This is a genomic window from Fulvivirga ligni (genome assembly GCF_021389935.1).
Lineage (GTDB): Bacteria > Bacteroidota > Bacteroidia > Cytophagales > Cyclobacteriaceae > Fulvivirga > Fulvivirga ligni.
The window spans coordinates 5246432-5263161 of the sequence record NZ_CP089979.1 but is presented as its reverse complement, the minus strand read 5'-3'; the positions used below and the strand labels follow the sequence as shown (position 1 = coordinate 5263161).

Genomic DNA, 16730 nt, shown 5'->3' with positions numbered 1-16730 from the left:
CTTTCGCAAAAAAAAAGCGAAGTGCTTTCTGCAATCTTCCGCTTGTGGGAGTGTTTTATCTTCATGATGCAATGTCAGTCTGAAACTTTGATCACACCGGCAGATAAGCTATTTTTATCGATATTAACAAAGCTCGGAGGCCACAGCGCCATATCTGGTCGTTAAGCCCCAAACATCCCACATTGAAACAGTTTGCAATAATATTTATAATCCTCATTCCAACGCTCATTTCAGGCCAACCAAGGCTTAAAGAGATCACTGAATATTACCCAAAAACCAAAACGATTAAGAAGCACTATTTTGTTATCAAGCCAAAAAACGTAGTATGCCATAGTACATATGAAATTTATCGACCGAACGGCCAAATAGAAGAACGAGGTTACTTTGAATATGGGGTTAAAACATCCTATATAAAGTTTGACACCAAAGGCCAAGTGCTTAAGGAGTTGAGAGATTCTATTTTAACAACCAACGAGTATTTTGCGAACGGAGAACTAAAATCTACACAAAAAACTAAGAATGGAGAGTTGTTCGGAATATGGGAAAACTATGATCTGAACGAGTGTGGTAAAACATATTTAATCTCCTCAACTGAGTATCAGGAAAATCAAGTTATTTCCTCAACTGAGTCAGTTAATAATATGTTTTTGGGGATATTTTCAGTGAACACTTTGGTAACGGAAGACGCTACTGGAAATATTGACACAACTTATGTTAGCAATAGCTGTGATCTTATTTATCCATCCGAAGCGCGAAGAAATCAGATTGAAGGAACCCTTTTCATTAAGATTAACTTAACTGCTGATTGTGACCTCACCTATGAATTTATAAACGAACTTGGTTACGGAATCGAAGATCAATTTATTGATAAATTGGAACTCGCAAGGAAGAACCTTCAAGCAAATCATGACTGTCAGGATATTGAGGTTACAATCCCAATTCAATTTAAATTACAGTAAATCTGTCGCTAACGAAGGATGATGGTGAATGGCCTTCTGCAAAACATACCGCCTATCTGCCGCCAAAAAAGCGAAGTGATTTCTACAATCTTCCGCCTGTGGGCCGCTTACAGGCTCACCTCACGGGATTCTTCTTTTTCTAAACGCAGTGCTTTCTGATACTTTGGAAGCATCGGCAGTTTCATTATTTTAGTGCAATCACAGCCAACTGATTAGCTGGCCGTTAACCACAATATCGCAAAATGGAAAAATTAACAATAACGGCAATATTTCTGCAATTAGTCTTTACAACTTATGCCGAACGTATTGACGGACCAGCCAACGTAAGAATGTCACCAAAAGGAACTCCAATGTTATCATTAAACGATAACGTTGAGGTTGGCTGCTCTAAAATTTTTGACGGATGGTATTCGATTTCCATTAGCCTAAAAATCACGAAGGAACAGTATGAAAGCGAGATGCCAATTTCAGAAGGAGATTCTCTTTTCAACTGGCAAGACGAATTTATTGGAACCGCTTTAACCAAAATTCCTGACAATTTACAAAGTACATGGTATTCTGGTGGGGCTCCGGGCAACCCAAGACGTTACGGAATGGATATTTATGCATCAACCTTTAAATCGAACATTAAGCCAGAGTCCATCCCAGAGAATAAATTGGCTGAAATCCTTTCAAGAACCAACAATAGTCCAAAGAGGGCTGATTTATGTCAGTATTTGATTGAATTCAAGTTTAGCGATAGTGGAATATTAGATTCTGTGGTAGAAGGCTATGAGGAAAAAATGATCCATGAAAGTAACGATCCTTCTCCAATGGACAGAATTCGTTTCATTTTTAATAAAACTGAACTCGTAGCAATTGTTCATACTAGACCAATTAGTAAACAACTGAACTCTCAACCATTAACGCGTGGAAGGAACATCCTGATTTTGAAACAAATGAACATGACTGAACAGCAAGAATTCATTGAAATCAACAAAAAAGCGTATGCTGGAATAGATTAAATAAATGGTGCTTTTCTGCGTGTTTTTTTTGTATTATGTATTCCGAATAACATAATTGATTTTTCTGCGTAAAAATTAATATTAACCGGATAAAATTAATATGAGAATAGAACTTTCAAAGAATCTTCCCTCTATTAAAGAGCTAGCCGAAACCTTAAAAATGAGATTTTCGGATCAGTACACCATTAAAACATTTGGGTTAGGTAAGAAGAGTATTTTGGTGGGTAAATCTACCTTAGTTGGTGCAGAAATATCTGTGAATGAAAATGAAATTTCTCTCACTTCTTCACCACCTACTATTTTTGGAGGGATTTTGATGACACTGGGAATGACTGAATTAGCAATTTTCCTTTTGCCATTTTTTTTCAAACAAGGCTTGTCAGGCAACTCAGGTTATAGAGAGCTTGAAAAAGAAATCGGTACTTTCTTAACTCAAAAGTTTAACTAACCAACGCCATCTCTATTTAAAGCTTGGTGATAATCCTGAGTATATTAATGTGCCTGAAATTTGCTCTAATCTTGAAGCTCGCAATAGAGAAGCCATTTTTAAGAATACAAAAAATTTATTGCTAAAACCTAAAGCCAAACAGGCGCCACCATCCATAGTCTAATTTGCACAATTTGCTAAAGTTAGTGATGGCGCAACTACTTGTGATACTTTGGAAGCACCAGCAGATTTATTAGTTTAGCGCTTTCCGCCAAGCTAGGGCGCACTCTAGCTAGCTAGGTGTTAGTATCAATCCCTACGAATGGATAAAGAAGAGCAAAACTTGAAAAGCAAATTTCCAATTGGGAACGGAATCATTTTGATACTTGGATTTTTTGGTTCCTCTGCGGCTGGTTACTACTTAACTTCTAACGCTTTATCGGATGAATACCCACAAATTTCCGGACTCGTTCTGGGTGCGTCTTTTGGCGCGTTTGGCCTAATTAGCCTCATCGCAATCCTCAGTATGAATATCTATCGGATCTCTGATGACAAGCTTCAAATTCTATCAATTTTTGGTTTCATTAAATCTGTTGTTGCCTATTCAGCAGCAAACAAGGAAGCTTTTGTGAAAGACTTTGCAGAAGGTGATGCTGTCCAAATATTGATTTCAAAAGACCAATTCCATAAGAAATTAACCAAAGAGCAGGAACTGGATTTTTGGGATAAATCCGTGAACTACAGATATATCTCAATCTACGGACTAAGGGGAAAAGGGAAAGAATATCTGACATTGGAAGACTTTAATAAAGCCAAACAAGCTGACGGAAAACTCGGATTCTGGTTGCTTTTGATTTTCGCAACCTTCATGTTTGGGACTGGAATTTATATGCTGCACGAACGATGGAAATACGGGTTCTTAAAGTTTGTTTAGGTCGCACTATTGATCGAGGTCACTATCTGCTCCAAATTGGAATAATCGATAGCGGCTATCACACTCTATGAAATCACGACTACGTAGTAAGGAATATGACATTGATGCTCTCATACGGTCCATCAAATCGCAGATTTGACTACTTGGTAAATTGATACTAACTTACATTTAATAAATGCCACGCTTCATGCAGGCCTTGTAAAGCATTAAAAATGACCGTAACAGAACAAGACATACAGGCTGATTATAAAAATCGTATCAACAGGGTTTTTGAGTTTATTGACGTAAACCTGGAATCGGATTTATCATTGAACACTGTTTCGGAAATTGCTTTTTTCTCACCATTCCACTTCCATCGGGTTTTCAAGTTTATTACAGGAGAAACATTGAATGAGTATGTAACAAGGCGTAGAATTGAAAAATCAGCCCTGGATTTGTTACACAAAAATGTAAAGACAACAGAAATTGCTCACAAATATGGATTTAGCGATAATTCTTCGTTTTCCAGAGCTTTTAAAAAATATTACGCTATAAGCCCGACCGAATTTAGAAAGCAAAATCCAAATAGACATAGCAAGATTAGTCAACTTCAAAGCAAGAACGGACAAGACTATCCTGACTATGACAAATACATTTGCATCATTGATAACCTTAAAAATTGGATAAAAATGAATGCAAAAATTGAAGTTAAAGAAATGCCAAAAATGGATTTGGCTTATGTATCAAGTATTGGTCCTCATAACCTTGAAAATTCCTACGGAACATTAATGCAGTGGGCAACACCTAAAGGATTAATGAACGACCAGACAAAGATGATTACGGTTTATCACGACAGTTTTAAAGTGACAGAAGCCAACAATGTAAGAATGAGTGCTTCTGTTTTACTAGATAAACCAGTAGAAACCGAAGGAGAAATAGGATTAACAACCATCAAGGCTGGAAAATGTATTGTTGGAAGCTTTGAAATCGGGTTAAATGAATTTGAAAAGTCGTGGACCGGTCTATTTGTATGGATGAACGAAAATGGTTATAAAAAAGCTGACAGAGAACCTTTTGAGATTTATCATAACAACTATAATGAGCATCCTGAAAGAAAAGCTATTGTTGACTTTTGTATACCTATTGAATAAAAAAATACTGGACAACAGTGCATAAGTAATAGCGGTTTGAGTGTTAACTCAGACCGTTTTTTTATTTAAAAAAGTGTATTTTGATCTGGAAATAGCCTCCTTTGCCGCCATGCTTGGGATGGTGATATAATTTACTGCATCTTTCAGCACAGGCGGGCATCGGACCTTCAAAGTCTCACCAACACTGCTATTCATTCTTAAAATGAAATTAACTAGATTGACCCATAAAAGGAATAAGGGAATGTTTTATTTCTCTTATACGGATGTTAGGTTGCATAATCTGAGTGAATATAAAGTATGAATGAAATTGAGCATTTTTTTAAAACTTACTATTCTCAAATGAGAGATTTCTACCTTGAGTTTGAAGCTGATAAATATGAGTTAACAAAAGAGAATTTTTGGGACAAAGTTTTGAAACCAAGTAAAATCAGTGATGATGATTTTATTCCAATCGAACTCAAGCTTAATTTGACCTTACCATCATCATTTAAGGATTTCTATAAATCTCATTATTCACTTGATAAAGAATTTGATACGGGCGGACTTTTTATTGCCGGGAATACTGAGAATAGTAAATTGTCATCCTTGGCTGAATATTTTTTTAACCACGGAATATCTTCTGAAATTAGGGATTTGGGATTGCTTCCTTTTGGACTCTATAATGATGAATGGTATGTGTGTTTAGATATGAATAGAAAGCAAGATGATCCCAGTATTGTTCTTTTTGAAATGAGTAACTGGGGTGCAGGAAAGGAAGCAATATCGCATAGAGCATGGTTCTCAAACTTTAATTCATTTTTAAGATGTATAACAGATTATCAAGTCAATGGTAATTGGGATAATTTCAATGAGTTGGATCCAGGCAATAATTACTTAAACGCTTACGATTATTGGAAAAATTAAACAACAACCTAACGCCATGTAAAATGCATTGAAACGCATTTTACACTAAACGTTAGCGGTATTGGTAGAAAACAATACATAATCCGAGCTCTCATTCTAAAAACAAAATCAGCTACGAAGCAATGAGAAATTTAAATTTAGCCTTGAATTGTTTCATATTAATTTTTTGCATAAATGCATGCCAACCTGAAAGCCCAAAAGTACATTACCCCACTCCACACCCTAACGAAAAGCCATCTGTTTTTCTCCCGGGGATCGTTAGTAGTGGATCAGACTCACTGGATTTCAACGCAGCTTTTGCGTTGGATGGTAAGACCTTCTACTTCTCTCGCTCAATAAAGGGTAAGTATACTATCATGGAAAGTGTTTTTAATGGCAAGGAATGGCAGCAACCGGTGACCTCTCAGCTTTTTGATACCAGTTTTTCAAATACAGATCCATTTTTTAGTACGGATGGTTCCCTCTATTTTATATCTAATCGACCAAAGGATGGTAATGACTCAATTGACGATTATGATATATATGTTATGCGAAAGTTGAATGAGAATTGGAAAGATCCGGAACGCTTAACAATCAACAGTGACAGCACGGAATACTATGTATCTGTTTCGCATACGGGTAATCTGTATTTTGCTTCCTACCGGGATGGAAATTTAGATTTGTATATGAGTCTAAATAAGGGAGGCCAATATGAAAAACCGTTGCTTCTCACCGCCTTAAATTCTCTGGCAGATGAACACGATCCATTGATAGCACCTGATGAGTCGTATATTATATTCAATTCATCTAGAGAAGGCGGTTTCGGTCAAGCTGATCTATATATTTCTCACCGCCTAAATGGACAATGGCAAACGCCGATCAACATGGGTGCAGCCATCAATACAACCAGTTATGAATACTGCCCAAATTTTGGCCCTGATCAAAAGTATCTTTTTTATAGCAGTGAATATGATGTAAAATGGATTAGTGCCAATATCTTGAATTCATACCAATAACCTCTGGCTTAACTAGTTTTGGATTTCTACACAAAAATTTAACAACTCAAGTTTGCTGTATAAATCATTTGAATAAATAAACCACTAACAAACACTAATATTTGCCTGTAACAATTAATGAGAACTAATATGGATGAGAGAGCTTTTAAGACATTGATTGAATATTTGGAGAAAGTACCTTCAATTCAGAAACCTATATCATATGGTGATGAAGATGGATTTTGGTGGGTAAAATTCTCACTTGACATAGAAAATCAATTAGCATGGAGTGTGGTTCAGGAATTTGGACACATAATAAACTACTTGTCAATTGATGAGAGGTTGCCAACCGTATTTTATCCAGTTTCTCCCCCCGCCGTACATGAATGGTGGGCCGTATGACTACCTATCATGGGTTATAGAAACTAAAGATAAGGAGTTTAAGCCTGGTATACTTATGAAGTGGCTTGAAGGTAGACTTCCTCGTCCAGTTGAGGATTTAGAACAATGGAATGAAGAATAAAAGCCTCCGTTGCAACCATGCTCGGCATGGCGGTATAACTACTGCATCTTTCAGCACAGGCGAGCATCGGACATTCAAAGTCTCACCAACACTGCTATTCATTTTTAAAATGAAATTAATTAGATTGACCCATAGAAATTAAGGGAATGTTTTGTGTCCCTTATACGGATGTTACATGGCATATAAAAGAAAAACTGTAATTGAAAAAGATATTTGCAATACTAATATTATCACTCACAATGTTTTCATTCCTCAAAAAACAAACTGATGACATCCCGTCAATCTGGAATCGTGTTGAAAATTGGTTAGCTAAAAACGCATCTCACTTAACATCTGAACTGAATCCTTCTGCGTCAGAAAATGATATAGCCAAACTTGAAAAAACGATTGGCGGAAAGCTCCCGAAAGAGTATATCGAATTTTTAAAGATTCATAACGGACAAAATCGTGATAGTGAAGGTTTAATTGATACTGAAGAACTCTTATCAACGGAACGTATAATTGAAGAGTGGTCTGTATGGAAAGAATTATTGGACAAAGGTGATTTCAAGGATAGTCAATCCGAGCCTGATAAAGGAATAAAATCAGATTGGTGGAACTCAAAATGGATTCCAATTTCATATGATGGAAGTGGAAATCATTATTGCATTGATATAGACCCTGACAAGAGTGGAACAAGTGGCCAAATAATCCGAATGTGGCATGATTCCGCAGAAAGAGAATTAATTGCTAATTCATTTAAAGAATGGATATCTAATTATGTAAATGATTTGGAAAAAGGTAAATATGTTTACTCAGAAGATTGGGGTGGAATCATAAACAAAAACGATTTATAAAAAAGAAACGCCATGTAACAAGATGTATAGTGCATACTCTTCGTGATACGAACCATACAGAAACCGTTGGGCGTAATTATTTAATGAGAAAGATTTCCCTACTAATAACATTCTTGACAATTGTGACTTTGGCACAAGGACAGTATCCGTTTGACAAATTTGGCCGACCTGACTTTAAATCATATAATGACTGGAAACTGATTGAAAAGAAGGACGAGAATAAAATCCATCAGACAGTAACGATACCGAAGTTTTATGCTGACAGTATTTCATTGACAATTCAATTCACGGTAGACAACTCGAGCGAAGATGCAAAAAATATAATCAGGATTTACAAAGGCAAGGAAACAGTGCAAAGTTTCAGAAATGACAAAGTGGACTACATGCCATTTTATGTTTCACGACACCCTGTTAAAGTAGCTGACCTGAACGGTGATTCATTACTGGACATCAAAGTAACTTACGACTACAATTCAAACGGACTGAGTTTAAGCTATCGGCCAATCTACCTGATCCAAAACGACAAGGGGACATTTACTAAGTACTCGTTTGACAATATGTACGAAGACAGACTTGATTTTGAGCGTGACTTTGACAATGATGGAGCGTTTGAGATTCAGTCTGTTCAATTAATTCAAAGTGACAACCACAGCTATTGGTGTTTTACCGCATTCAAAATTACGGACAACGGACTTGTTGACATAAACGACGAGATCGGCTATCCAATATTCATTCAGTTCTTAAATAAGAGAAATTATAAACAAGCTGACGTTAAATTGACGAAGAGTAACACAAATTGGACACGAGACTTCGAGCTGCTCACGGACAAGGGAACGGTGATAAAATAACTACGCCCAACAAAATGTATGTGCCATTTCGGGGTGCGGTGTAATTTTGCAGTTTAGTTTAAAAAAACGTTCGGTGTCGTGGGACAGGTTCGGAGCAGTCGGGCAAATCAGTCGTTCCTCCTTCATTTACCCTCCAAGCCCGCAACGTCACACACATAGACGTTGTAGATCATTCGTTGATTTTAATGAATAAAAAAGATATTAAATTAGTTGAAGAAATCCTCAATATTGAGCTTCCATCGCATTATATTGACTTTATAATCGATAGTCGAAGGATTCCTAAGGATGACCCCTATATTGAGATTCGTAAAAACTATCTTATTGATGATCCTGAATACTTGATTGACCTGAATGATACTCTTAAGTTTCATTTAGACACCGCAATAATCCAAAACAAACTATGCATTGGTGAGAATGGAGGCGGTGACTTTTTCCTAATTGACCTCAAAGACAAAAGTGATAAGTCTGTTTATCTATTTGATCATGAGGAATCTGTAGAGTACTACAATCTTGACACTAAGACGTGGAATTGGGATGGGCTTAGGGAATTCGATAGCCTTTCTAAATATTCCAGTTGGATTTCTGAATTGTTTGGCGAAGAATAAACGATCTACCACATTAACTAAATGTCATGGATATTGATTGGCGGATTGACAAGTTAATCCTTTTAACTCAGTTGTCGCCATGCTCGGCGTGGCGGTATAACTACTGCATTTTTTAGCGCAGGCGAGCACCGGACCTTCAAAGTCTCACCAGCACTGCTATTCATTTTTAAAATGAAATTAATTAGATTGACCCATAAAAGAAATAAGGGAATGTTTTGTTTCTCTTATACGGATGTTGGGCTCAATTGTAGATCGCATAAAAAAACTCAAAACGATATTGAAATTCTCTTTCCTTCTCCTCCTTGGAATAATGGTTCTGGTTGTTTTCGGTCTAACTCAAGGTTCGGCAATAACCTTTTTAACCTATCCTTACCTATTAGGCGCATGTGCGATAATGGTTTTAACAACTGTCGTCCGTAACCTGAGGAACAAAAAATGGACACTTGCAATTTTGCAGTTAATGGGTCTTCCTATAGTACTCCTGATATTCTACGTAATGTTCTATCCCAGAGACCTTTTCTTTTCGAACCAACAAATACCAGAGAACACTGATTTTGAGCTTCCAATTAACCTGAATAACAAATCAAGTGTAGATTCTCTGATGGCCATGAAAAATTCCAATTTCGAGATTCTATTGGCTAACTACGGACAACCAGGAATGTATAAATCCTTCGTTTGGACTGACCTTAACGAAGAAGGTGAATTGTACCTCAAGGCTTATGACGCAATCCATAACTTTGAGTTGGTACGAATAACTGAAAGAACAGAGCTGAAGGTGAGCAAAGGTGAATCGCCAATTAGCCAAGAATTTACTGTTTACGATGGAGTTTGGGAGAGCTACTATCTCGCTAGGTTTGAAGTTTGGTTCAAGCCAACGGATGGAACGGACGAACAGAAGATTGGAGAACAAACTTTCAAAGTAGAGGGATGGATAAGGTAAAACTGAGCCCAACAGATGCTATGAATGAATGGGGGTTTATCCGTCCGGATACTTTCGTGGAGATTGGAAAGTCCGCCACAAGTTTTAATTTTAAATCAAGGAGTGGCTATGTGCGAGACGAGAGGTTAGTGCTTTCTAATCCCCACTCATCATAGTTGGGCGTTGAAGACACACCAGAGCAATGAGAACTAAAGAAAATAAAATTGAATGGACTGGGAAGATTAAAGACAAAGTATTCTCAGATATTTTATTCGAGGAATTAGTGGTTAGAAAGGCTGATCTTGAGAAAGTTGAATTTAAGAATGTACATTTTAAGAATAGCTATCTTGGATTTGATACTAAATTTTTAGAATGTGTTTTCATTGACTGTAAATTTTATGGAAAATATAGCTCGCTTGGAAAACCAGCAAAGTATATTGATTGCAGATTTGAGAACTGTGAGTTTGTTGGAACCGATTTGTTTATGGGGCAATATTTTCATAACTGTTTCATGTCTGGATTAATGAAAAATCCGATACTGAACGATGAACATTCAAAGATTCATAATAACGAAACTGTTTTTAAAAATTGCGACTTGACTGATTTGACTTTTGACAACGTAACTATTTATGGAAAAGAGGTTTTTGATAATTGCAAATTACCGAATTCGGGAATAAGACTTTTTGACAATTTAAATGATAAGTTGATAACTCGAGCAGAGCAAATTTGTGAGGACTTAAACACTGACGATAAGATTGAAAGTGAGATGATTTTCAAGCGAGATCTTAAAACCGGACAGAATCCATTAATTCTTGATAATTTGTTTTTAGAATCGTTTTTTAAGACAGTGAATTCAAGGAAAATATTCGAAGAGATAATAAACGGATATGAAATAAAATAATAACAATCCACAGCTAACACTGTATTTACAAAATGAGCCAGATACTAGTGACTTCAAGGGCTCTAGCCCGCTTTAAATTTCTACGGTTTGATAAATTTGAAGCCCGCAATTGCCCACATTTGCATATACTTGTCCGTTACCATTCATCCCACCCGAAACAGAATTGAGCAAAACACAAATTTTTCTAACTCTCGTTCTTGGTCAACTTTTTAGTTGGGTAGGAATAATGCTTAACGATCGTTTGGGTGGAATAATTTTTCCTTTCCTATTCGGAATTTCAATACCGCTTGCTAACTGGAATTCTGTCCGATACATCAAGTGGAAATCCCTGTTAACGTTGGGAATAATTTCAATAGCTCTGTTTTTTGGGACTCTCACCCTGACTCTTGGAATCGGAAGCATTCATTTATATCTATCATTTTTTGCGGTTGGATTAGCTGGAGTAGGCTTTCTCTTTATTAACTCAGCTTTCATTTCTTCCATTCGGATAAACCATATAACTGTTACAATTACTTTTATCCTGGTCTCAATTTCATTCCCAATCGGCAGAGAATTGCTTAAGTTCAATGATGATCATTTATTCCTGTTCACTACTTTTATGACCACACTAGGGCTGTGTGCAAGCAGGCCTGAAAGTATAAGCTGAAAAAGTGAAATGGTTGTCTGATACAGACGAATACCCGTGAATAACGGGAGTAAGCTATGAACCTTTATGAAATTAATAAGAAATCTTTTAGATTGACCCATAAAAGAAATAAGGGAATGTTTTGTTTCTCTTATACGGATGTTATCCTCAATCACTATGACAGTAAAAGAATTATATCAAGAATTCAAAGATGTATTTATTACATGGGATGACAAAAGTTATCAGAGTTCTTTAAGGGTTTTGAAAAACAACAGGCATAATCTAATTGAAGAGGATTTTAAAGAACTAGAAAGAATTTTGTATGAGGAAGAGCATACTCAATTTGTTCCTCGAATATTAGAATTTGTTGAGTCTTTTCCAGAGTACTTATTTAACCCATTGATTGACCAACTGATTAAAACAAACAATAACGAATTTATTGACCCATGCCTTAGAGTGTTTGGTGGAATAAAGACTAACAAAAAAATCCAAGAGATAATTAAAAACTCTAAAGGTCGAATAAAATGTAATGCTCTATTTATGTTGTATTACTGTATAGATGCAGAGTATTTATGGGATGAAACTACAGAATCCTATGAAGTAGATTTATCTAATTTAGCTGTCTTAAACAATGATAACTCAAAGCTTCACAATAGAAGCTCATTAATTTTTGATGTTAATTCTGATAAAGAATATTTTGTGTTAAATGAATCCTTTTTATTTGATAGATATAGCTTTCTTTTGAGTGAGTTTTTAAATGAAAGCAATAATTTGATAGAAAAATATTTTATTAACCTTTTGCTTCCAAAGAAGCTGAGTGTATATCCTTTTAAATTAGAAGAAACTGCTAAGAAAGTCATAAAATTAAGTAAGAAGTTAAAAATACCTGATAATATGACCGATTTAGAAAAACGTATTCAAGGTGATAAGGAATTAGAGATGTATGCTGTTGATGAACTTAAATGGGATATTAAAAGGATAACACCAGCTAAAAAATCATACCCACCTTGGAAAGGATGGGCACAATTTTTAGCTTAACCGTTATGGGCAATATTGTCGCGATGAAGAAACTGAATCTTATAATCCTTACTTTTTCACTTCTAACTCTTGCGAACTGCGGAGCGGTACGAAAAACTAAATCTGGGAATCGAATTAAGGGAGAGATTTCAAGAACAATTTTAACGGACGAACAACTGAATGGCAAATGTAAAATTTCCGGATTGGTTTACTCGCGAAACGATAGTACTTTTCTTTCAGCTACGAACATCATTGTAAACGATAACTCGGGGACAACCACGAACAAGCGAGGTGAATTTCAATTGGAACTTTCTCTTGGGATTTTTCAACATCCGAACTACATATATCGGCCATGACGACTTAATAATTTCAAAACTGGAACTGCTGCCGAACCAACATGCTATCCTGATTTTTCAACTGGGAACAACAGCAATCTACTGAACGATAAAAAAAGCCCATAACATTATGTATGAAATGCGTGTTCAACGTGCTACTATCCAGCTTCACTCATTGCCTTCTCCGCTCATCTGTTGCCGGGATATTTTTTAGGTTTTTGGTCAGTTCAGTCCGCGGGAGTTTTCATCTTGTGGAACGCAGCATTTCATTAGAACCGTTGTGAGCTTCAACAGATTTCACTACTTTTCCGCTAAAGAGCTCATGTCAGGCACACGCATCATACATGGGCGTTAGCACATATGGGCAAATGAGATTCTTAGAAACCACATTATTTGTTATCCTTATATCAACTCTTTCCGGTTGTTCACTATTCCCTTCACCTGAAGGTTTTTGGCTTAACTACCAAGAAGACGATCGAACTGAAAATTATAGCGACCAAGGACCATGGGGTGGGAAAAGAATAATACACTGGAAAAAAGACATTGGAAAATTCAACATACCCAGTGTAATTAAGTTTGCGGAGGATAATGGATGGAAGTTACAGAACAATTCTCTATATAATTCATCCTTAACCAATAAGTGGGTATACGATAATAAGCCAATTTTCCCATTATATTACAAGGGCTTTATTTCACATTTTGATTTTAGTTATTCCGGATTTGCTGATTATCCAAGATGGATTTCAGGTGACATTAAAGTATTGACGTTTACTACAAATTTCATAAGTATAGACCCAGGAACACAGGAAGAAATAAGAAGAAATGGTTTTATAATTCTGAACTCTGAACAAAATGAGATGACTCTCTATCATATGTGGGGTGAGTAAACACATGTGCTAACAAAGGATGATGGCGCATAGCCTTAATTAACATTTTGCTAAGAGACTGCTAAACATCCCACTTATCTACCGCCAAGAAACTCTAGTGCTTTCTATCTGCCTTTGCTCGTGGGAGATTTTTATCTTCATAGCGCAGTGAGAATCAGAAACTTTGATCACACCGGCAGATAAGCTACTTTTATCACAATTAAAAAAACCCGGAGGCCACAGCGCCATATCTGAGCGGTAGGCACTATTAGGACTTCAAAAGGCAGATGAATGAACAAGAAATATCGAATCTACTAATTCTAGGTATAGCAATAGCTTGGGCTTTCAAAATCGGATTTCATTTTAACTATCTAAAATCAGTTGAGAAGAGTATAAAAGAATTAAGCTTTCTAACTTTTTATCTAAGGATAGAAAATTTTTTTACCAACATTTTGATCCTAGCACCATTCTTTTTTTCTACTAATACGAATGGTGATGAAGAAATTAAAAGGAAAAGACAGAAAGTAAAATTCGCACATTATTACTGTGGATATTATTGGTAATGACTTTTATCTATCTATATAAGCACCCTGTATCTTAACTCTTGAGCACTTAAATTAAACATTGCCCAACAAACAATAAGCACACATAGCCAAAGGTGCTTTCTAGGAACAGCAAAATCGGTAAGAAGGCATCATATTTATTTTGTGATGATGGAAGTCAAGATGAAATATTTAAGATTGTTAACCAACCAATTAAATAGTTTGGTGCAAATTGGAAAATCCGTCACAAGTATTAAATTTAAATCAAGGCGTGGCTATGTGCGAGAGGAGAGGTTAGTGCTATCTAATCCCCACTCATCATAGCTGGCCTTTACCAGCAATGCAAAAAATGAAACTACAAACAATCATATTGACGATTTTCCTACTGACTTTGTCAACATTTCAAGTCAAAGCAGACAGTTGGACTGACCCTGACTGGAAAGAAATGATTGATAGGTCGGATGTAATCGCATTAGTTGAATACACATCACAAGGAGACTTTCGAGCCAAAGCTAGACCTCTGAACATCTACAAGGGAAAGCTAAACACAAAGGAAATTTGGATTTCGGGGTTTAGCAATAGATATGGACCCATTGACAACATGAGTCCAGGAGATAAGTACATTGTTTTTCTTAATTTCTATGAACCAACTGAAGGAGCTCTTGAATATTGGAAGGAACAGATTGAAGAAGAGCCCGAGTTAACTGATTATTATGAAGCAATAAAATCAGGAAATGCCTATTATGTTTGGACGCCAACATCTGGTGATCTGAGAGTCGAAGGAAAAACTGTCCAATACGACTTGCTACAAACATCATATTACAGCAAACAAAATTATTATCCCCTTGCTGAGTTCGAAACATTTTTGAAAGCCACTTCACAAACTAAAAATTCAAAATTTCATGAAGAATTACTGAATAAGGTAAAAAGCCATGCAGCCATTGAGATTTCTGCACAATACTTAATGATGTTGTACCTAAGTTCATTTAAGTCGTACGACCCAGTCTTTCAAATAATAGCAAACGAGCAGAAGCCAAAACCTTGCTATGCACTAGCCAAGCTGCTTGGTGAAGTTAATGATGAAAAGTCGAGAGACATATTGGTACTACTGCTCGACAATGAGAATAGCGTTGTTCAAGGAGAAGTAGTGAGACAGCTTGCAGATGAAGCCCCTGAATTTATTGGTCCAATTCTTCTTGCTCATTTGGGGGTAGCAGGAGAAGGCGGTATTTATCCTTCCAATCTGATGGATCCAGTTATGAATAGAATTGATGGTGGTAAAATTGAAATAATTAGAACACTCGGTGAAATAAAGTATAAACCTGCTGCTAAATCTCTTTTGCCTTTGCTAGAGACAGAAGAAGACTATATTTTCCAATTAGTAATAAATGTACTTATTCAGTTAGATAGCAGGGACTTTATACCTTATATTAATGACCACCTGAAAAAGAGAACCAAGCCTCTTATTTTTGAAATCTGCCAAATTATTACGGACAACGACCTAAAGGAATGCAAACCAGCATTAATGGAATTCATTTCAAATCATAATAGGAATGACCATCCAGGTTATGAGTACGCTATTTCTACTCATATGGGATTGGCTCACTTCGACGACCATGAAACAAGAGACTTCCTATTAAACGATTTCGAGAATCTACTTAACAACAATGACACAATCGAAAGTGGCAAACTCAAGGATTGGATCAGAGAGTATATTGAAACATTCCAAAATTTAGAAAGTAAAGAAGCAAGACCACTTATTTACAATTCTCTTTTTAAGTGGTTCGGATATAACTATGACTTTGCTGTTCACCCTGAATTATTTGCTATTAAGAAAAGTATTGAAGACTCAATAAATCAAAAGTCCTTAAGTGTCCTTGAAGGGCAAGAAGTTGCTGAAATACAAACTATTGTTTTCATTAACAATACTTCAGATTATGGTGACAATTTCAGCCCTTATTACGACCAGATTATTTTGATAAGACTTGATCCTACAAAAATGAATCTCGGTGGGGGTGACGAAATCTGGATTAAGCTCAAAAGTGTAAAAGAAAAACTTAGTGAAGAGTTGAATATTCCAATCGAGAAAATTAGTTCAAGAAGTGGCTCGTATGTCTCTAACCTTGATGATAGGTTTGATGTGGATATTGATTGGTCTCCAATGCAGAAATTTTACAAATACGGAATTGAATTACCGAACGAGAGAGACCTTTTATTCTTTAAAACACTTGCTCAAAGTGGTTTTGCTAAAGACGATTTTGACAAAAGGCAATTGAATAGAACAATCTCAGAAATAGAAGAAAAGCTGAATAAATAAAAAACACGTGTGGCAACAAAAGCTATGAAATCATTACCCACAACTGGCGCAAGTGTCCACTTGTG

Annotated in this window: 16 protein-coding genes; all 16 read left to right on the top strand. The window is 36.2% G+C overall.

Features of this window, described 5'->3' with window-relative positions; all coding sequences use genetic code 11:
* Positions 1-182: 182 nt before the first annotated feature.
* The 16 genes from LVD16_RS22175 to LVD16_RS22100 all read left to right on the top strand — a co-directional run bounded on the left by LVD16_RS22175 (position 183) and on the right by LVD16_RS22100 (position 16665).
* A complete protein-coding gene (locus tag LVD16_RS22175; RefSeq protein ID WP_233770483.1) occupies positions 183-959 on the top strand; it encodes a hypothetical protein in 777 nt (258 codons plus the stop codon).
* A 242-nt stretch (positions 960-1201) separates the two neighbouring features.
* A complete protein-coding gene (locus LVD16_RS22170) occupies positions 1202-1963 on the top strand; it encodes a hypothetical protein (protein WP_233770482.1) in 762 nt (253 codons plus the stop codon).
* Between the two features lie 100 nt (positions 1964-2063).
* Positions 2064-2411: a hypothetical protein gene (locus LVD16_RS22165; RefSeq protein ID WP_233770481.1), complete on the top strand. Its 348-nt coding sequence runs from the start codon at positions 2064-2066 to the stop codon at positions 2409-2411.
* 301 nt (positions 2412-2712) lie between these two features.
* The gene (locus LVD16_RS22160; RefSeq protein WP_233770480.1) at positions 2713-3324 is read left to right on the top strand and encodes a hypothetical protein; all 612 of its coding nucleotides are present in this window, start codon (positions 2713-2715) and stop codon (positions 3322-3324) included.
* 212 nt (positions 3325-3536) lie between these two features.
* Positions 3537-4454 (top strand): AraC family transcriptional regulator, encoded by a 918-nt coding sequence (locus LVD16_RS22155; RefSeq protein WP_233770479.1) that lies wholly within the window; start codon positions 3537-3539, stop codon positions 4452-4454.
* Positions 4455-4751: 297 nt separating this feature from the next.
* Positions 4752-5357: an SMI1/KNR4 family protein gene (locus LVD16_RS22150; RefSeq protein WP_233770478.1), complete on the top strand. Its 606-nt coding sequence runs from the start codon at positions 4752-4754 to the stop codon at positions 5355-5357.
* A 122-nt stretch (positions 5358-5479) separates the two neighbouring features.
* On the top strand, positions 5480-6352 hold the full coding sequence (locus tag LVD16_RS22145) for a TolB family protein (RefSeq protein WP_233770477.1): 873 nt from the start codon (positions 5480-5482) through the stop codon (positions 6350-6352).
* Between the two features lie 129 nt (positions 6353-6481).
* On the top strand, positions 6482-6733 hold the full coding sequence (locus tag LVD16_RS22140; RefSeq protein ID WP_233770476.1) for a hypothetical protein: 252 nt from the start codon (positions 6482-6484) through the stop codon (positions 6731-6733).
* A gap of 321 nt (positions 6734-7054) precedes the next feature.
* Positions 7055-7690 carry an SMI1/KNR4 family protein gene (locus LVD16_RS22135; protein ID WP_233770475.1) on the top strand — a complete coding sequence of 212 codons (636 nt, stop codon included), beginning with the start codon at positions 7055-7057 and terminating at the stop codon, positions 7688-7690.
* A gap of 128 nt (positions 7691-7818) precedes the next feature.
* Complete coding sequence (locus LVD16_RS22130) at positions 7819-8538, top strand: hypothetical protein (protein WP_233770474.1); 720 nt, start codon at positions 7819-7821, stop codon at positions 8536-8538.
* Between the two features lie 185 nt (positions 8539-8723).
* Positions 8724-9143 (top strand): SMI1/KNR4 family protein, encoded by a 420-nt coding sequence (locus tag LVD16_RS22125; RefSeq protein ID WP_233770473.1) that lies wholly within the window; start codon positions 8724-8726, stop codon positions 9141-9143.
* A gap of 460 nt (positions 9144-9603) precedes the next feature.
* Entirely contained in the window at positions 9604-10083 is a 480-nt protein-coding gene (locus LVD16_RS22120; RefSeq protein WP_233770472.1) for a hypothetical protein, read from the top strand.
* Between the two features lie 181 nt (positions 10084-10264).
* The gene (locus tag LVD16_RS22115) at positions 10265-10963 is read left to right on the top strand and encodes a hypothetical protein (RefSeq protein WP_233770471.1); all 699 of its coding nucleotides are present in this window, start codon (positions 10265-10267) and stop codon (positions 10961-10963) included.
* An 802-nt stretch (positions 10964-11765) separates the two neighbouring features.
* Positions 11766-12626, top strand: coding sequence for a hypothetical protein (locus tag LVD16_RS22110; protein ID WP_233770470.1), 861 nt, complete (start codon positions 11766-11768; stop codon positions 12624-12626).
* 682 nt (positions 12627-13308) lie between these two features.
* On the top strand, positions 13309-13827 hold the full coding sequence (locus LVD16_RS22105; RefSeq protein ID WP_233770469.1) for a hypothetical protein: 519 nt from the start codon (positions 13309-13311) through the stop codon (positions 13825-13827).
* An 870-nt stretch (positions 13828-14697) separates the two neighbouring features.
* Positions 14698-16665, top strand: a complete 1968-nt coding sequence (locus tag LVD16_RS22100) for a HEAT repeat domain-containing protein (protein WP_233770468.1) — start codon at positions 14698-14700, stop codon at positions 16663-16665.
* Positions 16666-16730: the final 65 nt, after the last annotated feature.